This is a genomic window from Pseudorhodoplanes sp. (genome assembly GCF_059499825.1).
The window spans coordinates 51,739-71,780 of the sequence record NZ_JCABZI010000002.1; the positions used below are offsets into that span (position 1 = coordinate 51,739).

General features: G+C 63.8%; 26 protein-coding genes and 1 tRNA gene. 10 read left to right on the forward strand and 17 right to left on the reverse strand.

All coding sequences use genetic code 11. From position 1 onward, the window contains the following. Positions 1-20: 20 nt before the first annotated feature. Together AC5I5I_RS03570 and AC5I5I_RS03575 are read right to left on the reverse strand one after the other, a co-directional pair. Positions 21-452 carry a CBS domain-containing protein gene (locus AC5I5I_RS03570; RefSeq protein ID WP_495969965.1) on the reverse strand — a complete coding sequence of 144 codons (432 nt, stop codon included), beginning with the start codon at positions 450-452 and terminating at the stop codon, positions 21-23. A gap of 129 nt (positions 453-581) precedes the next feature. Then, positions 582-1,328 (reverse strand): rhomboid family intramembrane serine protease, encoded by a 747-nt coding sequence (locus AC5I5I_RS03575; protein WP_495969967.1) that lies wholly within the window; start codon positions 1,326-1,328, stop codon positions 582-584. 396 nt (positions 1,329-1,724) lie between these two features. Here AC5I5I_RS03575 and AC5I5I_RS03580 point away from each other — a divergent pair, with 396 nt between their 5' ends. From AC5I5I_RS03580 to AC5I5I_RS03600, 5 genes are all read left to right on the forward strand, one after another. Next, positions 1,725-2,321: a PAS domain-containing protein gene (locus AC5I5I_RS03580; RefSeq protein ID WP_495969969.1), complete on the forward strand. Its 597-nt coding sequence runs from the start codon at positions 1,725-1,727 to the stop codon at positions 2,319-2,321. 75 nt (positions 2,322-2,396) lie between these two features. Further along, positions 2,397-3,029, forward strand: a complete 633-nt coding sequence (locus AC5I5I_RS03585) for a PilZ domain-containing protein (protein ID WP_495969971.1) — start codon at positions 2,397-2,399, stop codon at positions 3,027-3,029. A gap of 336 nt (positions 3,030-3,365) precedes the next feature. Beyond that, the gene (locus AC5I5I_RS03590; RefSeq protein WP_495971118.1) at positions 3,366-3,980 is read left to right on the forward strand and encodes a transglutaminase-like cysteine peptidase; all 615 of its coding nucleotides are present in this window, start codon (positions 3,366-3,368) and stop codon (positions 3,978-3,980) included. A gap of 923 nt (positions 3,981-4,903) precedes the next feature. Further along, entirely contained in the window at positions 4,904-5,317 is a 414-nt protein-coding gene (locus AC5I5I_RS03595; protein WP_495969973.1) for a hypothetical protein, read from the forward strand. Next, positions 5,314-5,496, forward strand: a complete 183-nt coding sequence (locus tag AC5I5I_RS03600) for a hypothetical protein (protein ID WP_495969975.1) — start codon at positions 5,314-5,316, stop codon at positions 5,494-5,496. The genes AC5I5I_RS03595 and AC5I5I_RS03600 overlap by 4 nt, the downstream gene beginning before the upstream one ends. A gap of 235 nt (positions 5,497-5,731) precedes the next feature. On the opposite strand, the gene AC5I5I_RS03605 is transcribed toward AC5I5I_RS03600, so the two are convergent. From AC5I5I_RS03605 to AC5I5I_RS03620, 4 genes are all read right to left on the reverse strand, one after another. After that, complete coding sequence (locus tag AC5I5I_RS03605) at positions 5,732-5,983, reverse strand: PilZ domain-containing protein (RefSeq protein WP_495969977.1); 252 nt, start codon at positions 5,981-5,983, stop codon at positions 5,732-5,734. 1 nt (position 5,984) lies between these two features. Continuing rightward, a complete protein-coding gene (locus AC5I5I_RS03610; RefSeq protein WP_495969979.1) occupies positions 5,985-6,239 on the reverse strand; it encodes a PilZ domain-containing protein in 255 nt (84 codons plus the stop codon). Positions 6,240-6,378: 139 nt separating this feature from the next. Beyond that, positions 6,379-6,909 carry a gamma carbonic anhydrase family protein gene (locus AC5I5I_RS03615; protein ID WP_495969981.1) on the reverse strand — a complete coding sequence of 177 codons (531 nt, stop codon included), beginning with the start codon at positions 6,907-6,909 and terminating at the stop codon, positions 6,379-6,381. Positions 6,910-6,933: 24 nt separating this feature from the next. Beyond that, positions 6,934-7,260 (reverse strand): DUF6949 family protein, encoded by a 327-nt coding sequence (locus AC5I5I_RS03620; RefSeq protein ID WP_495969983.1) that lies wholly within the window; start codon positions 7,258-7,260, stop codon positions 6,934-6,936. Positions 7,261-7,428: 168 nt separating this feature from the next. Here AC5I5I_RS03620 and AC5I5I_RS03625 point away from each other — a divergent pair, with 168 nt between their 5' ends. Then, a complete protein-coding gene (locus AC5I5I_RS03625; protein WP_495969985.1) occupies positions 7,429-8,178 on the forward strand; it encodes a hypothetical protein in 750 nt (249 codons plus the stop codon). Positions 8,179-8,314: 136 nt separating this feature from the next. Here the strand turns inward: AC5I5I_RS03625 and AC5I5I_RS03630 are convergent, their stop codons facing one another. The 5 genes from AC5I5I_RS03630 to AC5I5I_RS03650 form a co-directional block, all read right to left on the reverse strand. Further along, positions 8,315-8,527, reverse strand: coding sequence for a DUF3126 family protein (locus AC5I5I_RS03630; RefSeq protein WP_495969986.1), 213 nt, complete (start codon positions 8,525-8,527; stop codon positions 8,315-8,317). Between the two features lie 105 nt (positions 8,528-8,632). After that, the gene (gene cysE, locus AC5I5I_RS03635) at positions 8,633-9,454 is read right to left on the reverse strand and encodes a serine O-acetyltransferase (RefSeq protein WP_495969988.1); all 822 of its coding nucleotides are present in this window, start codon (positions 9,452-9,454) and stop codon (positions 8,633-8,635) included. Between the two features lie 158 nt (positions 9,455-9,612). After that, positions 9,613-10,524 (reverse strand): alpha/beta fold hydrolase, encoded by a 912-nt coding sequence (locus tag AC5I5I_RS03640; protein ID WP_495969990.1) that lies wholly within the window; start codon positions 10,522-10,524, stop codon positions 9,613-9,615. Between the two features lie 10 nt (positions 10,525-10,534). Further along, positions 10,535-11,287, reverse strand: a complete 753-nt coding sequence (locus AC5I5I_RS03645) for an alpha/beta fold hydrolase (protein ID WP_495969992.1) — start codon at positions 11,285-11,287, stop codon at positions 10,535-10,537. A 35-nt stretch (positions 11,288-11,322) separates the two neighbouring features. Next, positions 11,323-12,456, reverse strand: coding sequence for a hypothetical protein (locus AC5I5I_RS03650; protein WP_495969994.1), 1,134 nt, complete (start codon positions 12,454-12,456; stop codon positions 11,323-11,325). Positions 12,457-12,711: 255 nt separating this feature from the next. On the opposite strand from AC5I5I_RS03650, the gene AC5I5I_RS03655 reads away from it, so the two are divergent. From AC5I5I_RS03655 to AC5I5I_RS03665, 3 genes are read left to right on the forward strand one after another with little or no spacing between them, the layout of a single operon-like run. Continuing rightward, positions 12,712-12,960 carry a zinc-finger domain-containing protein gene (locus AC5I5I_RS03655; RefSeq protein ID WP_495969996.1) on the forward strand — a complete coding sequence of 83 codons (249 nt, stop codon included), beginning with the start codon at positions 12,712-12,714 and terminating at the stop codon, positions 12,958-12,960. Positions 12,961-12,978: 18 nt separating this feature from the next. Then, the gene (locus AC5I5I_RS03660; protein ID WP_495969998.1) at positions 12,979-14,172 is read left to right on the forward strand and encodes an FAD-dependent monooxygenase; all 1,194 of its coding nucleotides are present in this window, start codon (positions 12,979-12,981) and stop codon (positions 14,170-14,172) included. Positions 14,173-14,201: 29 nt separating this feature from the next. Continuing rightward, positions 14,202-15,221, forward strand: coding sequence for a methionine synthase (locus tag AC5I5I_RS03665; RefSeq protein ID WP_495970000.1), 1,020 nt, complete (start codon positions 14,202-14,204; stop codon positions 15,219-15,221). Positions 15,222-15,326: 105 nt separating this feature from the next. Here AC5I5I_RS03665 and AC5I5I_RS03670 read toward each other — a convergent pair whose 3' ends face one another. Continuing rightward, on the reverse strand, positions 15,327-15,602 hold the full coding sequence (locus tag AC5I5I_RS03670) for a metal-sensitive transcriptional regulator (protein ID WP_495970002.1): 276 nt from the start codon (positions 15,600-15,602) through the stop codon (positions 15,327-15,329). 45 nt (positions 15,603-15,647) lie between these two features. Between AC5I5I_RS03670 and AC5I5I_RS03675 the strand changes: the two genes are divergently transcribed. Next, positions 15,648-18,029, forward strand: coding sequence for a heavy metal translocating P-type ATPase (locus tag AC5I5I_RS03675; protein WP_495970004.1), 2,382 nt, complete (start codon positions 15,648-15,650; stop codon positions 18,027-18,029). 12 nt (positions 18,030-18,041) lie between these two features. Here AC5I5I_RS03675 and AC5I5I_RS03680 read toward each other — a convergent pair whose 3' ends face one another. The 5 genes from AC5I5I_RS03680 to AC5I5I_RS03700 all read right to left on the reverse strand — a co-directional run bounded on the left by AC5I5I_RS03680 (position 18,042) and on the right by AC5I5I_RS03700 (position 20,041). Then, positions 18,042-18,203, reverse strand: coding sequence for a Thivi_2564 family membrane protein (locus tag AC5I5I_RS03680; RefSeq protein WP_325613104.1), 162 nt, complete (start codon positions 18,201-18,203; stop codon positions 18,042-18,044). An 83-nt stretch (positions 18,204-18,286) separates the two neighbouring features. Then, entirely contained in the window at positions 18,287-18,640 is a 354-nt protein-coding gene (locus AC5I5I_RS03685) for a hypothetical protein (protein WP_495970006.1), read from the reverse strand. 57 nt (positions 18,641-18,697) lie between these two features. Then, a tRNA-Leu gene (locus tag AC5I5I_RS03690) sits at positions 18,698-18,783 on the reverse strand. A 56-nt stretch (positions 18,784-18,839) separates the two neighbouring features. Then, complete coding sequence (gpt, locus tag AC5I5I_RS03695; RefSeq protein WP_495970008.1) at positions 18,840-19,361, reverse strand: xanthine phosphoribosyltransferase; 522 nt, start codon at positions 19,359-19,361, stop codon at positions 18,840-18,842. A gap of 98 nt (positions 19,362-19,459) precedes the next feature. Next, positions 19,460-20,041 (reverse strand): dioxygenase family protein, encoded by a 582-nt coding sequence (locus AC5I5I_RS03700; RefSeq protein ID WP_495970010.1) that lies wholly within the window; start codon positions 20,039-20,041, stop codon positions 19,460-19,462. Position 20,042 lies beyond the last annotated feature (1 nt).

Consider the following 20,042-nt stretch of genomic DNA (forward strand, 5'->3'; position numbering starts at 1 on the left):
CGTCCCGATCGGACCGCGGGCTACGCAGTCTGGATGTAATCGCGCATTGCGTCCTTTTCGAATTCAAGCTCGGTCAGGCGATACTTGACCACGTCGCCGATCGAGATGATGCCGACGAGCCTGTCGTCATCCATCACCGGCAGATGCCTGAATTTTCCGGCGGTCATCTGCTCCATCAGCATCGAGACCGTATCGGTCGGCGTGCAGGTCTGCACCTTGCGGGTCATCACGTCGGTCAGGGGAAGCTGAAACGCCGCGGCGCCGTGCTGGGCAAAGGCGCGGACCATGTCGCGCTCCGAAACGATTCCGGTAATACGGCCGCCCGCACCGGTTACGACCAGAGCGCCGATCTTCCGTTCCGCAAGAACCTTGGTAGCCTCCGCCAGCGTCGCCGTTGGTGCGATCGTTGCCACATCGCGGCCTTTGGCGGAGAGGATCGATTTCACGATCATATGCGCCTCCCTAGGAAGCACGGCATTCCCGCAACGGGAAGCCCCGTGCATTCGCATCTCAACCATACGATGCGGTCGAGTGTTCCACGGCGTTGACACATTAGCCAGCGCCAAACGTGCTGCAACGCATCAGGCAGCGTAGCGATCGTTGCGTTCCGGTGCCGGTCCGACCGGATCGAACCAGCTGAAAAGAACAAGTCCGGCCACAAACCCGCCGACATGGGCCTGCCATGCAACAGGTTGCTCGTTACCGGTCAGCGAGACTGCGCCAAGGCCGAAGAGGAGATTGAGGCCGAACCACACCGCGAGAAACGCAAGCACGCGCGGATCGCGAAACGAATCGACCAGCGACAACGCCGGCACCCGATACGAATGCGCAGAACCGCCGAATGAAAGCGGCCCGCCGCGCTGAAACGCGAAGCGCATGGCGCCCGACATGGTTCCGGAGATAGCACCGGAAGCGCCGACCATCGGAATCATCTGACCGAAATGGGTCATGAGATGCGCCAGTGCGCCCGCAGCCGCCGTCACCGCGCAGAAGGCCAGAAACCGCGCCGCGCCGAACCGGCGCGCCAGTGGCGTGCCGAAAGCAAGCAGCCATACCGAATTGAATAGCAGATGCATCCAGTCTGCATGGAGCAGCGCATAGCTGACGAAGGTCCAGACATCGGCGGCGACGCCTCCGGGCCACGCCGCATTGGCGAGGATATTGCTGTCGTAGCGCGCCGGAATGAACGCGAACAGCAACAGGATCTCGATATCGGCCGCCTGCGACAGGAACGAGCGCAGCAGGTGGATCGCCACCAGGACGCCGAGCGTCGCAACGAGTACGGTCGGGACGTTGAAGATCGGTTCGCGGGCGCTGACGGGATGCATGGGCTGATATTGTCCGGCGCCCTCCTCGCCCGCCCGCCTCGCGACTTCAAGTCAAATCGGAGTCAGGGGAGAAAATCGGCGGGACCCGTCGCAAAAATGCGATGGGGAGAGCTTTTGGCCCTCCCCATCCGCTGTCCCGGACGCTGTCGGACCTTTCGGTACCGGTCACGTCCCCTCGTCTGATTCTTGAGGCTCGAGAGCCTGCCGTCTGGTTCGCAGCAACCCTAACAGCGTGGCGACGTCCGCCAAGCGCAAGCTCCGGTTAAGGCTAACGCGCCGGCCCGGCGGCAGGCACGCGTCCTGCAACCTTGCTCTCATCGGCAATTTCCGGGCCGCAATCTGTCCCGCTTCGGAACAGACCAGCGTCCGGTAGCGCAGCAACGGCACACCAGCGCGATGAAGCAGGACGCCACCCGGGCCTTGTTCGAGTATTGGGACGCGCTGCGTGGCACGCGCCCGGCGCCCGAACGCAGCGATATCGAGCCCGGCGCGATCCGCTCATGCCTGGCCAATACCTTCGTTCTGGCCTTCGATCCGAAACAGGGCCATCCGTTTAGGATCGCGGGAACCGAGGTCTGCGCGCTGTTCGGATCGGAACTGACGCGGAAACCTTTCGAGACCCTCTGGGGCATCGACGACCAGCGCGCGATCCGCGACTTGCTGCAGACGGTCACCCAGGACATGGAAGGGGTCGTCGCGGGCGTGACCGGTCGCAATGAAGCGGCGGAGACCGTCGGCATCGAGATGATCCTGTTGCCGCTTGCCGGCAGCGATGGCGCCGCGGGCCGCGTCCTTGGTGGCCTCACCGTCGCCGCACCGCCCTACTGGCTCGGCACGCGTCCGGTCCAGTCGCTGCAACTCGGCGAGTTGCGTTTCACCAACGCGGCCGGCGCCGCAACAACGATCCCTGGCCGCGACGCGCCGTTGCGCGGACGGGGTTTTGTCTTCTATCCGGCCGCTGCGAGCCGCATTTCACGTTTTTTTCAAGGCTAACCCCGCGTTAACGCCGCCCGAATAGGTTTTAACCGCCGCGTGCAATCGCGCGGCGTGCAGACTGATCAGCGCGTCATGGCAGCAATTTTCGGCAATCTGGCTCAGGTAAATCAGCGCATTCTTCCACACAGCGAAGAGCGCCGCCGCTTCCAGCGTGTGAAAGTCAATCTGCTTGGCCGTTACATGCTGTCAGACCGGCGCGAATATCCTTGCCAGGTGGTGAACATGTCACCCGGCGGAATGGCGGTGTTCGCGCCGACATTCCCGCAGATCGGCGAACGGGTGATTGCCTATATCGACCATGTCGGCCGGCTCGAGGGCGTTTGCACCCGGCATTTCGACAACGGCTTCGCCTCCACCATCGCCGCCACCTCGCGCAAGCGCGACAAGCTCGCCGCCCAGCTGACCTGGCTCGCCAACCGCCACCTGCTCGACTCTCCCGAAGACCGCCGTCACGGACGCTTCGCCCCGCGCAATCCGATGACGATGCTGATCCTGCCAAACGGTGTGAATATCGGATGCCGGCTGATCGACGTGTCGCTGTCGGGTGCTGCGGTCGCGACCGACCAGCGCCCCCCGCTCGGCGCGCTCGTCACGGTCGGAAAGGTACAGGGCCGCGTCGTCCGTCATCTGGACGAAGGCTTTGCCATCGAGTTCGTGCGCCACCAGCACCCGGACTTTCTGGAAGAAAGCGTCAACAGCGGATAAACGCCGTTTCCGGCCTGCCCGGCCCGTATGCCCGCGCGGCATCGGCGCAACCTTGCCCCACAATTGCAGGCCATTCCGTCCGTTCGCGATCCCGCGAAACGCGCATTTCATCTTTGGAATTCAGGCAAACCGTACCGCGCCGCAGGCAACCGCATTGCGCGCGCCGGAGCGATCGATTCAAATTTTAGATAAATGCGATTCAAGTGAGGTTCAAATTCGTCGCGCTGTTTAGTCGCTTTCGATTCAAATGCGAACACGCGACTTAGCGGCACGACAAAAGCTTTGTGCGAAGTGTGACCCAACAAGAAGGGAAGGGGTCACGCGGTGCAACGAGTTCTGCTCAACATACGCAACAGCGTACGGATTGCAGCGGCTGGCTGCGTCATTGTATTCGCCAGCGCGGCTTCGGCAAGCCCCCACGCGCTTTTTGTTTCCACCGGCGAGTCATCGCGTGCTCCGATCGGATGGATCGAGTTCTGCGCAGAGAACCGCCGTGAATGCAACGTCGCACCGTCGATGCCGCGCGATGTCGTGCTGACCACCAAGGCCTGGAAGGATCTCGTGCGCGTCAACAAATGGGTCAACGACACGATCAAGCCGATCACCGACATGGATCAGTGGGGCGTGGTCGAGAAGTGGTCCTATCCCGACACCGGCCGCGGCGATTGCGAGGATTATGTGCTGCTGAAGCGCCGCATGCTGATCAAGGCTGGCTGGCCGCGCGAGGCGCTGCTGATCACTGTGGTGCGCGAGCGCAACGGCGATGGCCATGCGGTGCTCACCGTGAAGACCGACAAGGGCGAGTTCATTCTCGACAACCAGCATCCCGACATCCTGCTCTGGTCGGATACCGATTACCGTTTCGTCAAGCGCCAGTCCCAGCATGATCAGAATGTGTGGATTTCGCTCGGCGACCCGCGACCGACGCTCTCGACCGCAACCTCACGCTAGCTCAATCGATTAGAGCTCAGGGAACCAGAGAATAGCGAACACACGATCCCGGTCACGTCCCCACCCCTCCCCGTCCCAGACCGGGCTCGTGGCGGCCGGCTCTCCCCCCAAGAGCCGGCCGCACCTTTTTTTGGCGGAGCGCGCCACGCGCGAACGCGGGAATCGCAGAAGCTGCCACGGACCCGCGGCAGCAGGCGCGGCTAATGACCGTTGCGGCGAAACTTTCGGCGACCTCCCTTCGGTTTCGGCTCAGATGCACATAGAACGCATCCCGGCCGAATGCGCGATCCAGCCGCCCGAGAAACCAGCTCAGGCGATTGTCGACCTCGATGTGTCTCGCCGGATAATTCAGACGGGCGGCACCGTTTGTCGCGATGCGGCTTTCATGTGCAGCGGTGAAATTGCTGATGTGCGAGCACGCCTTCGCGAAGGTTGTCGAGCCGCACCGCCCGGTGCAAAGCACAATACATTCATCCGGAGCTCCGTCGCGACGCTGCCTCGATCATCGCAGCCGCAACGACCTAACGGAAGCTCTCCCGCGTCCAGAACCTATCGTCCACCGCGTCCGCGCGATCAGGGGATCGCCTGAAACGCAAATGATGCCGCCCGAGACCGGTTGCCGCGCCCGGCCTTCTCCCCGAAGCGCCGGCCTTACTTTTTTGGCGGAGCGCGCCACGCTCCAAAATGCCGATAAGCCGATCCAGGGTGCGGGCGAGTCCGACATGGGACGGTCTGCGTGCCTCGCGTCGTGATTGCGGGGTCGGGACACCCATCTCAGCACCGCTACGGAAAGACGGTGGACCTCATACCCAACCGCAACCGCGATGCAATTCTCGCGCGGCTTCTCTCCAATGCGAGCGGACACCTCCATTTCGATACCACTGGCTGCGACGAAATGCGCACCCAACTGTTGGATTTTAAGCATGATTTTACCACCGGTTGCGGCTATGAAAATTTCCCGCACGGGAGGGTTGCGTGTGATTACTCTTGAATACGGCCAGCCATTTGTATGGCGCTTGAGGTTTCTCAGGCCCGAGCCGGGCCACTGGCACATGGTCTGGACATGGTTCGCGATCGCCTACAGTCGCGGCAGCGTTTTCGACTTTGCCAAGAAGATCGAAGACACCGCGATCAAGCGTCATGCCAATAGCCTGAGGCCCGCTGTGCCGCCTGCGAAGGTCGAGGCAGAACAAGCGCGCAAGGATCGCGACTCGATAATCGCGCAGACGCCGAACAGCGCCGAATTCCCCTGCTACCCGTTCCCGCCATGGGAAAAGTTGACCAATGCAGAACGCGAGATTTGGCGCGAGGCGGCGGCCAGCGGAGAGGATGAATGAGCAAGCGTTACGTGGTCGTGGGCACCGACGAGGACGGCGACACCGGATCGTGGAACGACCGCTTTGCTGACTGGTGCGCCCCTTGGGCCGTCTACGATACTGAAACAGAAGAGTATCCGATGACGGGGATCCGGTGGAAATGGCTCGCACGCTTCTGCGCTTGGGCACACAACCGCTAGAAGGCGTTTGCCACAAATAGGCTGCTGAAAATCTATCCCGCCTGTCTGGCCGCTCATTCCGTCGCGATCACTGCGGATGCAATCTTGCATCTCAACGGCAGGCTCTTAGCGGGAGGTGCGGCTAGTTTTCAGCGGGAGAGCATGACGCCATTTTCCAAGATTCCCGCGCCCGCCGGCACGACCGGCCGGCGACGAATGCGGGTAAATGCTCGAACCGGGATGGCGGGACGCGCTTTCAGCGCCGGCGCATGAACTCGACGCCGACGCGGCTACCGGCCTGCCAGGCGACCCGGCACGCGCGGCGGATATATTCCGGCTTGATCACCATGGAAAAATCCCTGGGTAGGATCGGCCGGCAGGGAAATTCGAGACAGGCGCCTGCGCTCGACATGTTGCGGATGGTGCAATCGACGATCGCCACCACGCCGAAGCTGACGGCGCCGGTTTTCAGCGTCTTCATTCGCTGCGCTCTGCGGCGTTCGACCATGTCAGCCCCCGGTCGCGAAGCGAATTCCGACCCGGTAGGCGGATTGCCACACCATTTGACAGCGGCGTCGCGACTGATCGGACGCAACGGCCAGCGAGAATTCCTCCGGCAATGCCGTGCGCCGGTTCGCGAAGACCAGGCAGGCGCCCTCCTCCGATACATTGCGGATGGTGCATTCCAGCCCGCGGCCAAATCCGGCTTTCACCGTTCCGGCGAAGAGAGCGCGCGTTCGTTCGGTTTTTCGTCGTTCGGCCATGGGGCGCCTCGATAAGTTGAGCGCACCGTAACCGCGATCGTTCTAACTCGATATAAATTGCCATCCCGAAACGGCGGCGATCGCGGTCAGGACTCGTTAACCCTGCCGGGCTGGAAAGCGGCCGCAGGACAGGCTGCAATCAGCCGACCCGCTTCAGCCCTTTGGCATATTCGCGCGAACGCTGGACATAGATGTCGGCGCCGGCACGGATCTGCGCGGTCGCCTTGTCGTCGAGCGTGCGGATCACGCGGGCCGGCGATCCAACGATCAGCGAATTGTCCGGAAACGATTTTCCCTCGGTGACCAGCGCGCCGGCACCGACCAGCGAATTGTTACCGATGCGCGCGCCGTTCAGGACGATCGCGCCCATGCCGATCAAGCTGTTGTTGCCGACGGTGCAGCCATGCAGCATGACCTTGTGACCGATCACGCAATCCTCGCCGATGGTGATTGGAAAGCCGGGATCGGTGTGGAGCGTCGCGTTGTCCTGGATTTGCGAACGCAGCCCGAGTTCGATCCACTCATTGTCGCCACGCAGCACCGCGCCGAACCAGACGCTCGCATCGGTCTTCAGCCGCACCTTTCCGATCAGCACGGCGGTCTCGGCGACCCAGTATTTCTTGTCGGCCGGAAATTCCGGGGCCTGCCCGTCGAGTTCATAGATCGGCATGGTCGCACTTTCGAGAATGAGCGCTCAGTTCAGTCCGAGCGCCGCAATCGCGACAATAACGAATTTTCCGGACAACAGGCTCCAGCAGCCTGCGACCACCGTCGCCACCATCGCGGGAAAGAAGTTTTCGCTCCCCGGCCGGCGCAGCACGATCGCATCGCGAAGAATGATGAAGGGCGCGGCGAAGACCAGGAACGGCACATGCGCCGCCGCCGCGGCGCCGGTTCCATCTCCGAAGATATTGAAGGAGGCAGGCCGCGCCGTCAGAAGCTGGTAGCCGGTGGCAAGCGCGCCGGCCACCGAAAAGCCCAGCACCAGAACATAAAGCGAATGCAACGAGCCCGCGGACACGATCCTTAACTCCCGGCGTTTCTCAACGAATCATGTGACAAACGGTGCCGCCGGACGCCAGCGCTTCGTTAAGAAAGGGTAAACGCCGGTAAATTCATATCGTGGGGCCGGTCCGGGCGCTGCCCCTATACTCGGGTGATTCGCACCAGCGCCGCCCGGAGAGCCGTCATGGCGATGACGCAGACCCATCCCGCGCCCTACCCGCAAACCCGCAAAAAGCGGCGCCAGCGCCGTCCCCGCGGCTTGCTGTGGCTGCCGATCGCCATCTTCGTGGCCGGCGTGATCGCGGCCGGCAGCTGGGTGACCTATATCCTGTGGCCGCGCTGGCCCGCCGCCGATCTGACGGTCGACGCGCCGACGCTCCCGATCACCGTGAACGGCGTCAATTTCAACATCCCGCCCGCAGCGATCCGCAACAAGGTCCAGCGCAAGCCGGGAACGCAGGAGCGCGTCGATGTCGTGTTCCTGTGGCCGTCGCTTACGCCGCCAGATCCCGCCGTGAAGACCGGTCCCGTCTCATCGCCGCACGCGATCGACCGGGTGTTCGTAACCATCGCCGCGTTCGGCAACACCCTGCCCCCGCTGGAGCGGTTCAACACCATCTACCCGCGCTATCTGGAGCCGAGCATCTCGACCACGCCGGATGCGCTCACGCTCCGGCCGTTCCGTGACGGAACGCCCTATCAGGGCGAAGACATCATCTACAGCGACCGCAATCCCGGACGCTTCATGGTCCGCTGCACGCGCGACAGCGCGACCGGCTCCGCCATCGGCATGTGCTTGTACGAGCGGCGGATCGACCAGGCCGATGTCACCGCCCGCTTCCCGCGCGCATGGTTGTCCGAGTGGCAGACGGTGTCGGAGGGCCTGGAGAAGCTGATCCGGCAGCTCGTGGGAGCACAACTCCGGACATCATAACGCTCGCAAGCCGGATCGATGTCCGAGCTCGCCGAGCATCGCTCGCTCAGCCGCGAGCTTCCGATGTTCTACGAGCATTGAAAATCGGCACTTTAGAATATTCTTCCAGGATGCCGATTTCGCAGGCGGCGCGGCCTTACGGCTCCAGATCCGTCTCCAGGATCGCCATCTGGAAATTATAGGACTTGTCGTCGTCCTCATCGTCGACGAACAGCACGCCGATGAATTCCTCGCCGATATAGACTTCGGCGGAATCGTCCTTCTTGGGACGCGGCACCACGCGGATCTTCGGGTTGTCAAACAACCGCTTCAGATACGCGTCGATCTTCTTGATTTCCTGGACGTCCACGATCGCCTCACCTGCATGTTTTCAAACGCAGGCACTCAGCCCACGCAATCGAATGCTCAATACGTCAGGCTGCGGCCGGACGCAAAGCCGTAAATTCACGGGGTCTTAGCTGCCGACTTCGAACAGCATGTCCATGCGGCGCGACGGCTCGGCGCAGCCGGCGGTGCCGACCACGCGCGCCGGAACGCCCGCAACCGTCACATTGTTCGGCACCGGCTTGATCACCACCGACCCTGACGCGATGCGCGCGCAATGTCCGACTTCGATGTTACCGAGGATTTTCGCACCGGCTCCGATCAGCACGCCGCGCCGGATTTTCGGATGGCGGTCGCCGTCTTCCTTGCCGGTACCGCCAAGCGTGACACCGTGCAGCATCGACACATCGTCATCGACCACGGCGGTTTCGCCGATCACGATGCCGGTCGCGTGGTCGACGAAAATGCCGCGTCCGATCTTTGCCGCCGGATGAATGTCGCACTGGAAGACGGCGGACGAGCGGCTCTGAAGGTAGAGCGCGAAATCCTTGCGGCCCTTGCCGTAGAGCCAATGCGCGAGACGATGCGTGACGATGGCGTGGAAGCCTTTGTAATACAGCACCGGCTCGATGAAGCGGTCGGTCGCCGGATCGCGGTCGATGGTGGCGACGATGTCGGCGCGGAATGCGTCGCCGATCGAGGGCTCGTCCTCCAGCGCATCGGCATAAGCCTGGCGGATCATCTCGCCCGATACGTCCTGATGGTCGAGCCGCTCGGAGGCGCGATGCACCACCGCCGCTTCCAGCGTGTCGTGATGCAGGATGGTCGAATAGATGAAGGTCGCCAGCGCCGGCTCGGCGCGCACGATTGCGTCGGCCTCCTCGCGGACTTTCGTCCAGACCGGGTCGAGCTTGCCGACGGTGGTTGCCGGCCTGACCTGATAATGCGCCATGGATACGTCTCGCTTCCGATCGTTCGAGGCTAACACATAAAGGTTGAAATTGATCTCCGCCACCCCGGCTTTTCGCGGGCAGCGGGTGGCATTTGCGCATGCCCGTAGAATAATTTTCTACGAGACGTGGCTATCTCATTCCGAACGCAGGGATTTCGTCACGACAATGTCGCCGCCCGCCGCTCTTTCGAGCGGCCGAGAAATTCGATAACCGCGTTTGAAAAATGATCGTTGGCATCCCCCGCCACCATATGCCGGGCGCCGCCGACATCGACATATTCGGCGTGCGGCACGAGTTCGAGGAACTCGCGCGCATGGGCCTCCTGGACCAGTTCGGACGAGCCACCGCGTACCAGCAAGGCCGGCACCTTGATGTTGCGCGCAGCATCGAGCATCGACTCTTCCAGCCGCTTGCGGTCGGGATCGAAGCTCTTGCGCCCCTGCATGAAGCGCGGATCCCAGTGCCAGCGCCAGCGGCCGTCCGGACCGAGCCGCAGATTCTTCTTGAGCCCTTCGGTGCTCTTGGGGCGCGGTCGGTGCGGCAGATATTCGGCCACCGCGTCCGCCGCCTCCTCGATCGTGGCAAAGCCGTCCTCGGCGTGCGCACGCATGAAGCCCTGCACCTTGTCGACACCCTCATAGTCGACCCGCGGCGTGATATCGACCAGCACGAGAGAAGACAGTACATGCTCGCCGCCGTCGCGGAAGCTTTCGCCTTCCGCGAGCATGGATGCGATACCGCCCATCGATGCGCCGATCGCAACCGGCTTGCTGCCGTGCCGGCGCTCAAGCTCTGCAGCGATGGCTTTCACATCGCCGGCGAAATCGACCCACGAATAGGCGCCGTCCGCGACCCATTCGGAATCGCCATGACCACGCTGATCGATCGCATAGGCCGTCCAGCCGCGCCGCGCGAGTTCCGCAGCCGTCGTTCGCCAGGCGTGCCGGGTCTGACCGCCGCCATGCAGCAGCATCACGGACGGCCCCTTGTCGCCGAACACGTCACCGACAAGGCGGTTGCCGCTTGCTCCGGTGAAGGCCGCCTGGGCCGGGGTGACATGCTTGCTCATGGCGTTCCAATCAGGCTTGTTCGTCGAGAAACTGCATCACCGCGGCCTTGAAAACCTTGTCTCCGACCGCGAGCATGTGGTCGCGCCCGGGAATATCGAGCGCGCGCGCGTTGCGCATCACGGCGGCGAGCCGTCCGGCAGAACCCGCCACGTCGTCCTTGGTGCCGACCGCAACCAGCGTCGGCGTCGTGATCTGCGAGACCTCGTCAATGCTCATGACCTGACGCGATCCGCGAATGCATGCTGCCAGCGCACGGCGATCCGATTTGGTCTGGTCCGCAAAGGCGCGAAACGTACGCGCCATCGGATCGGTCACATCCGCGAGCGACGGCGCTTCCAGCGCCTCGGCGATGCTTTCCGGCAAGCCCACGCCATCGATCAGCTTATAGCCGAGACCGCCGAGGATGGCCGAGCGCACGCGTTGCGGATGGGACGCTGCGAGAAAAGCGGTGATCCGTGCGCCCATCGAATAGCCGAACACGTCTGCACGCTCGATCTCGAGATGATCCAGCAAGGCGAGCACATCGTCGGCCATCTTGCCGGTGCGATAGTCGGCCGGGTCATAGAGCTTGGTCGACTGGCCGTGGCCGCGATTGTCGAGCGCGATGACGCGCCGGCCTGCGCCGGTCAGAGTCGAAACCCAGCCCGGATAGACCCAGTTGGCCTCGCGGTTCGACGCGAAGCCGTGGATGAGAACGATGGGGTCACCTTGGCCCTCGTCGAGATAGGCAATCTCGACGGTGCCGTGTCTGAAGCTTGGCATGTCGTGGATATCGGCCTTTCAAAAGCGGCCGGACCCTACCCGTGCTCCGCCGCGATTGCCAAGCGCCGCTGGCGCTGAAGTTCCCGTTTTGCGTGGCGGACCTTCCGCCGCTGCAACCCTCGCCAGGTGGCGCGCTCCACCGCGCCCTTCGCGGCCGAAACGAAGCCAAAAACCGTCAGCGCCGCCCACAGCACCCACAACGAGAGGTCGAAGGCGGCCACGGTGAGCGCAATCGCGCCCCGGCCAAGGAACTTGAGGACGGCGCGGGTCTTGCCGCCCTGCTTTTCGGCGAGCTTGGCCACCCGCGCCATCTGGCGGGGTGAATCCGAAATCTTCAACCCGTCCAGCGCGGCGCGCGTCCCCGCCTTGGCCTGGACCTCGCCCACATTGCGGGTGAGCCGGAACAGATCGTCGGCTTTCTCGAGTTTGACCGCCCCGCGAACGGCACGGACGGTTGCGGCCGGGTTCACCGACGATGCGCCGTCGATGGCGGTCCGGAGCGCCTTGCCATCGACCACCGACCGCAGCGTGCGCCCGACCGATTCCGCCATGCGCGCGGAAATGCGGCCGGTCTTGCGCGCGGCCTTCACCAGCGACAGCCCGACCCGCGCGGGCGCACCGGTGCCGAGCGACGCATAGGTGCCCGCGGTCACGGCAATGCCGACCGCCGAGAGCCCCAAGATCAGAGGATCGACCTCCTGACCCGATGCATAGCGCGAGCCTTCCCGCACCGCGTCGCGGATGTCGCCGAAAACGAACAGATCGCCCAGCGCAGTTCCGGCCAGACTGACAAGATCGTCCGGTTCGCCGACGATCAGTCCGCGGGTAAAATTCTCCGCCGTTCTGATCGCCCCGGAGGCTTTTGCGACTGCGGCATCCACTTTGGCTGCAAGTTCAGGGGCAATCGCAACATTCCGGTCGCGCGCCAGTTCGACGAAGCTTTGCGCAAGCTCCGAGTCGTCCGCCGCCAGCGCCGCCTCGATCTCCCGGGTGGCGGCTTCGCTGTTGAAACTGCGCGCCAGCTTGCGGTCGGCGAGCGCAACCGGATCGTCTTGCACGACCAGGAGCCAGCCGGCCTCGATTGCAGGCGGCAGCAGCGCCAGCGCAGCAATTCCGAACACGCCGGCCGCGATCATCAAGAGCCGCATGCGCACAAAGGCGGCGCGCATCGGTCCAGCCGGGGGTTCAGGGATATGCATCGAAGAGGGTCTCGTTGACCGCGGTTCAGCGCTAACGGAGATGTTGCAATTTTTTGGTGTTTTTCAAGGACTCACCAAGGCATTGCCGGGATCAACCCGCAAAGCCGTTTCGGGTTGCGCCGCTCGGCCGTGGTTGGTTAATGCTGGCATTGATTACCGGGCGAGCGGCGCTATTGTGCCACGCAACACGATCTCAACCGGACAGAATCGAAGGCTGAGCCGACCATGGCCGATCAGGGTGTTCCACATTTCCAGAACGAGGCCGGCGTGCCGGTGATCGAAGTCGGCGCCAAGGAGTTCATGTGCATCGGCGCGCGCCCTCCTTTCGATCATCCGCATATTTTCTGCGACATGGGCGCCGATAACGAGATCATCTGCGAATACTGCTCGACCCTGTACCGCTACAATCCGGCTCTGGGTCCGTCCGAATCCCGCCCCGCCGATTGCGCCTGGATCGATCCGCAAGCCGCCTGACCGACTGCAGCCCCGCCGGTGGCCTCATCGCGGACCATCCTGATTGCGGGTGCCGGCATCGGCGGGCTGACAGCGGCGCTGACGCTGGCGCGCCGGGGCTACCGCGTGGTGGTCGCCGAACAGGCGGAAATGCTGACGGATGTCGGCGCCGGCATCCAGCTCTCTCCCAATGCAACCCGCATCCTGCAGGGGCTCGGCGTCGCGGAACGGCTGATCACGAGTGTCGTCGTACCTGAGGGATTGTCCGTCCGCAGCGCCGGATCCGGCGCCGAGATCGCTTGGATGCCGATCGGGCATGCGATGGAATTTCGCTATGGCGCGCCCTACTGGATGCTGCACCGGGGCGATCTGCAGTCAGCACTGGTCGAAGCGGTCGCCGAACAGCCGGACGTGGTTCTGACACTCGACACAAAGGTCGAAGACTTCGCCATTCATCCCAAGGGCATCACCGCGCAATTGCGCGATTCAAGCGGCACCCGCGAGGAACGGGTGCCGGCCCTGATCGGCGCCGATGGCATCTGGTCGACCGTCCGGACGCAGCTCGGCGACAAGTCGAAACCGGAATTCCGCAACCGCACCGCATGGCGCGCGTTGCTGCCGGCATCAGCCGTGCCGGAAGAGTTTCGGCGGCCGGTCACGCGGCTCTGGCTCGGACGCGACGCGCATCTGGTCCATTATCCGGTGCGCGGCGGCACGCTGATCAATATTGTCGCGATTGTCGCCGACCGATGGAAGTCGCCCGGCTGGACCGCGCCGGGCGCGCGCGATCAATTGTTGCGTCACTTCCCGCGCGGAAGCTGGACGAAGGCCGCGCGCGACCTCGTCGGCACGCCGGAAAACTGGGCGAAATGGGCGCTGTTCGATCGCAGCGACAACCGCTTCCCCGATCACGCTCCAGTCACGCTGATCGGCGACGCAGCGCATCCCATGCTGCCGTTCCTTGCTCAGGGCGCGGCGATGGCGATCGAGGACGCGGAAATTCTGGCCCGGTGTCTGGCCTCGCCCGCCGCCGATCCCGAGCCCGGCCTGCGGCGTTACGAAGGCTTGCGCCGCGCGCGGGTCGCGAGGGTTCAGCAGGAAGCCCGCGCCAACAGCCGCACCTACCACATGTCCGGTCCGGCGGCGCTCGCTCGTAACCTCGCGATGCGCCTGATGGGCGGAGAGCGGCTTCGCGCGCGCTACGACTGGCTCTACGATTGGCGGCCCGACTGATCCCGTCCTCGCCGCCGCGGAGAAACGCCATGTTCGAGACCACCATCGCAGGCAGTCTGCCGAAACCGTCATGGCTTGCAGAGCCTGAAAAGCTATGGGCCGGCTGGCGCCTCACCGGCGAAGCGCTCGACGAAGGCAAGCGCGACGCCACCATCCTGGTGGTCAAGCTCCAGGAGGATTGCGGCATCGACATCGTGACCGACGGCGAACAGGCGCGACAGCATTTCGTGCACGGCTTCCTGGAACGGATTGACGGCATAGACTTCGCCAACAAGGTCGAGATGGGAATCCGCAACGACCGCTACAAGGCGATGGTGCCGGTGGTCGTTGCGCCGCTCCGCCTGAAGGATCGCGTCCACGCGCTGGAAGCGCAAGCCGCTCGCGCGCATACGACGCGCAAACTGAAAATCACCCTGCCCGGCCCGATGACGATTGCCGACACCATCGCCGATCGTCATTACAACGACCGCGTGGCGATGGCCTTCGCCTTTGCCGATTGCCTGAATGCGGAAGCACGCGCGCTCGAAGCCGACGGCGTCGATGTGATCCAGTTCGACGAGCCGGCCTTCAATGTCTTCATGCGCGAGGTGACAGACTGGGGCATCGCGGCGCTGCATCGCGCGATTGCCGGTCTCTCCTGCAAGACCGCGGTGCACATCTGTTACGGCTATGGCATCAAGGCCAATGTCGACTGGAAGAACACGCTGGGCGCGGAATGGCGGCAATACGAGGAGATTTTCCCGGCGCTCGCGGCGAGCCGCATCGATCAGGTGTCGGTCGAATGCCGCAACTCGAAAGTGCCCTTGTCGCTGTTGTCGCTGCTCGAGGGCAAGGACGTTCTGGTCGGCGCAATTGATGTTGCGACCGACGATATTGAGACGCCGGAGGATGTCGCCGCCACCATCGAGGCGGCAATGCGATACGTGCCGAAGGAGCGGATTATTGCCTGTACCAATTGTGGCATGGCGCCGATGAAGCGGAGCATTGCGGAAGCAAAGCTGAAGGCGCTGGGTGACGGCGCGAGACTGGCGCGGCAGCGGTTCGCCTAAGCAACCACAATCTCCGTTCATTCCCGCGAAAGTCGGAATCCAGATTTACCTGACGCTGGGTCCCGCTTTCGCGGGAACGAGCGGAGAGTCTTTTTGCGACGACGCCTAACGATCGGAACGCCCCAGCACGTCCATCAATTCCGCGATCTTCTGCCGCTGATCGGCGCGGTTTCCGGAGGCGATGGCGCCTTCCACGCAATGAGCGACGTGGTCGCGCAGCACTTCTTCCTCGACGCGCCGCAAGGCCGCACGTACGGCCGAAATCTGCGTCACGATATCGATGCAATAGCGGTCCTCGTCGACCATGCGCGCAAGACCGCGCACCTGGCCTTCGATCCGCTTCAGTCTTTTCGACACCTGGGCCTTGGCTTCCGCATGCATGACCGCTATATACCCCCCTAGGGTATAAAACGCAAGGCCGGACCCATGGTGCAGGATTCCCACGCCAACCACTCGCACGCTGGGTGCTGCCATGGTGGCTCCCACAGCGGTTCCACGCCACACGAAGCCAAAAATCCTTCGAAGGCGATCGATCCGGTCTGCGGGATGACAGTCGATCCGCACTCTGCCAGGCACCGCCACGATCATCTCGGGCGCACCTACTATTTCTGCTCGGCCGGCTGCCGCACAAAATTCATCGCCGATCCGGACAAGTATCTCTGTCCCAGGGAACACCACGCCGATCCGGTCCCCGAGGGCACGATCTACACCTGCCCGATGCATCCGGAGATCCGGCAGGTCGGCCCCGGCGCCTGCCCGATCTGCGGCATGGCGCTCGAACCCGATCTGGTGACCGCGGACAGTGGCCCCAATCCCGAACTCGCCGACATGACGCGGCGCTTCTGGATCGGTCTTGCGCTGGCGATACCGGTCTTCGCGCTGGAGATGGGATCGCATCTGGTCGGCGGACACGGCCTCGTGCCGCAGCCATGGTCGAACCTGATCCAGTTCGCGCTTGCGACCCCTGTCGTGTTGTGGGCGGGCTGGCCGTTCTTCGAGCGCGGCTGGCAATCGATTCTCACCCGCAACCTCAACATGTTCACGCTGATCGCGCTCGGTACCGGCGTCGCCTGGTCCTACAGCGTGGCCGCGACTTTCGTGCCGTCGCTTTTCCCGGCGGCCTTCCGCGGCCATGACGGATCAGTCGCGGTCTATTTCGAATCCGCCGCCGTGATCACGGTGCTGGTGCTGCTCGGACAGGTGCTCGAGTTGCGGGCGCGCGAAGCGACCTCCGGCGCGATCAAGGCGCTGCTCAACCTCGCGCCGAAATCGGCGCACCGGATCGGCGACGACGGCAATGAGCACGAGATCGCGATCGATGAGATCGCAGTCGGCGATCGCATCCGGGTTCGGCCGGGCGAGAAAGTGCCGGTCGACGGCGAGATCGTTGAGGGACGCTCCACCATCGATGAATCGATGGTGACGGGCGAGTCGATGCCAATCAGCAGGGAGATCGGCGGAAAGGTGATCGCGGGGACGATCAACCGCAGCGGCTCATTCGTGTTCCGCGCCGAACAGGTCGGGCGCGATACGCTGCTCGCCCGCATCGTGCAGATGGTGGCGCAGGCGCAGCGCTCACGCGCACCGATCCAGCGGCTCGCCGATCAGGTCTCCGGCTGGTTCGTGCCTGCAGTGGTTGCGGTTGCGCTGATCGCTTTCGGCGCGTGGTCGGCTTTCGGACCCGAACCGCGCTTCGCCTATGGTCTCGTTGCTGCGGTATCGGTGCTGATCATCGCCTGCCCCTGCGCGCTCGGACTGGCGACGCCGATGTCGATCATGGTCGGTGTCGGCCGCGGCGCGCAGGCCGGCGTCCTGATCAGGAATGCCGAGGCGCTCGAGCGGATGGAAAAGGTCGATACGCTGGTCATCGACAAGACCGGAACGCTGACCGAAGGCCGGCCGGCGCTCACCGGTCTGGTCGCGGCGAGCGGTTTTGACCAGAATGAGGTGTTGCGCCTTGCCGCCAGCGTCGAGGCCGCGAGCGAGCACCCGATTGCAACAGCGATCGTCTCTGCGGCGAAAGACCGGGCGCTGCCAATGTCGCGGGTCGGAGCGTTCGACTCGCCGACCGGCAGAGGGGCAATCGGCAATGTTGACGGTCGGCAGGTCGCAATCGGCAGCGCGTCGTACCTCGCCGAACTCGGGATCGATAGCACGTCCATGCAAGCCGATGCAGAACGCCTGCGCGGCGATGGCGCGACCGTCGTGTTCGTCGCGGTGGGCGGCAAGACCGCGGGTCTGATCGCGATCTCCGACCCGGTCAAGGCCGAAACTCACGCTGCGCTTCAAGCGCTGCGCGCGGAAAACATCCGCGTGGTCATGCTGACCGGCGACAACCGGACGACTGCGCTGGCAGTCGGAAAAAAGCTCGGCATCACCGAGATCGAAGCCGAGGTTCTGCCCGACGGCAAGGCCGCCGTGGTGCAAAAGCTCCGAAACCAAGGACGAATCGTTGCGATGGCCGGCGACGGCGTCAACGATGCCCCGGCACTCGCAGCGGCCGATGTCGGCATAGCGATGGGTACCGGCACCGATGTGGCGATCGAAAGCGCCGGCGTGACGCTGCTGAAGGGCGATCTCACCGGCATCGTGCGCGCGCGACGCCTGTCGGAGACGGTGATGCGCAACATTCGCCAGAACCTATTTTTTGCCTTTGTCTACAACGCGGCGGGGGTCCCGGTCGCGGCCGGGCTGCTCTATCCCGCCTTTGGCATCCTGCTGTCGCCAATCGTGGCGGCAGCAGCAATGGCCTTGTCTTCGGTCAGTGTGGTCGGAAATGCGCTCAGGCTGCGCAGTATCCGGCTGTAAAGCTCGCTATCCTCAAAAAACGGCGAGATATTTCAGCAGCGACAACACGCCGATGATGATGACGATGATGCGCACGATCTGCTTCGCGCGGCCGTCGATCGGCAGCATGTTGACCAGATAAAGAACCAGAATGACAACAAGAAACGTGATCAGGATGCTGATCAAGGGGCCCATGGCTGGCCGATCCTTTCAATGATGGCGGGGATATGCTCGTGCGACGGACCGATAATACGCGGTCCGGAAAAAAGTTCCATCCGCTATTGGACGGCGCGCTCGCTCACGGTTCTGAACTTCAATGCGCAATTGCGCTCCGCCGCGGTGGACTCGAGCTCGCGAAGATCACCGAGCACTGTATTGTACTCATTCTGATACGCGATCGCGATTGCGATCTCACCGCCCGCCCCCTGCCGGGCCTTCTGCATCAACTGGTTGAGCTCCCGCTCGCGCTTGACCAGGTCGCCGCCGCGCTTGTCCATCTGATCGCAGCTGAAGACGCGGAATTTTCCGGGACGGCTCGCATTCATGGCCAGTTCGTGACTGGCGCAGCCGGTCACCGCGAGCAAGCCAGCAAGGGCAACAAAGAAGACGCGCGGATTGCCGTAGAGGATCATGAGGTTGGTTAGAGAACAATTGGGGCAAAAGCCGGATGCGGTGCCTGCGTTGCCTGCTGGTGCGGACGGAGGGACTCGAACCCTCACGAGGTTACCCTCAACGGATTTTAAGTCCGTTGCGTCTACCATTCCGCCACGTCCGCGGGGGCCCCGAAGGCGCGCCGCACCATGGCGCAGCGGATGCGTCGCGGCAAGCCGCTTACCCGCCTTCGCGGATCGGCGGCATGAAGGCAAGACCCGTATCCCACGGAAAGAAAATCCAGGTGTCCTGCGACACCTCGGTGACGAAGGTGTCCACCAGCGGCCGTCCCATCGGCTTGGCATAGACGGTGGCGAAATGCGCCTTCGGGATCAGATCGCGCACCACCCGCGCGGTCTTTCCGGTATCGACGAGATCGTCGACGATCAGAACGCCCTGCCCGCCGCCGTGAGCGCCGCTGGTGACAGCGTCGGCGATGCCCTTAAGAACCCGAAGCTCGCCCTGCCGGCCGACACCCGAACCGGCATAGCTCTCCACGCAGACCGTCTCGATCAGCCGCACATTGAGCTCTCGCGCCACGATCGCCGCCGGTACCAGGCCGCCGCGGGTCACGCATACGATGGCGCTGAACGGGCCGGCCGCGGCCAGCCGCCAGGCCAGCGCCCGCGCATCGCGGTGAAACTGGTCCCACGATACGGGAAAATGTTTCGGCGCATTTGGATGCTGTTCGGCCATCATCATCGCTTGTCCCCCGGCGGCAACGCTCCCGCCATGCCTTGGCAGAGGCAGGCTGCCAACGCCAGCACGGCCCGGTCCACAGGAAAATCAAGCGAGTTGCGTCAGGCCCGGTCGAGCACAAAATCGAAGCGGGCGTCGGACGCGCCGGTAAAGGTCATGTCCAGCTCCGGCCGGTAGATCGGGTCGCGGCGGTTTCCCGGGTCGCCCGGGAAATAGAGCTGGGTGGTGAGGACCGGCCCGTTCGCCGCCTGAACCTTCACATGATAATGCGGCGTGCGCCCGGTATAGCGCGCCGGCCGGATCGTCAGAAAGCGGTAGCGTCCCCGCGTGTCGGTGAACTGGTGGCCGCGGCCGCGGAAACCCCGGTTGTCATAGTCGCCATCGGCATCGGCGTGCCACAGATCGACCAGCGCATTGGCCACCGGGCGGCAGTCGCGCGTCAGCACGAGACCGGTCAGCGTCACCGGGGTCCCCTTGAGTTCGGCGCGCAGATCAGAGCGCAGCGGCGATCTCGGTTTGAAGAACGGCCCCTCGGTCTGCGGGCGGGTTGCCTGTGCGTCGGCACTGCATTGCGGGGTGAGCGGCAATTGCTGGCCAGACGCAAGCCTTGGCAAAGCCAGCGCCGCAATCGCGCCGGCGCCGAGCCCGATCATCCGGCGGCGCGGAAAGGTCTGCTGGCTCATT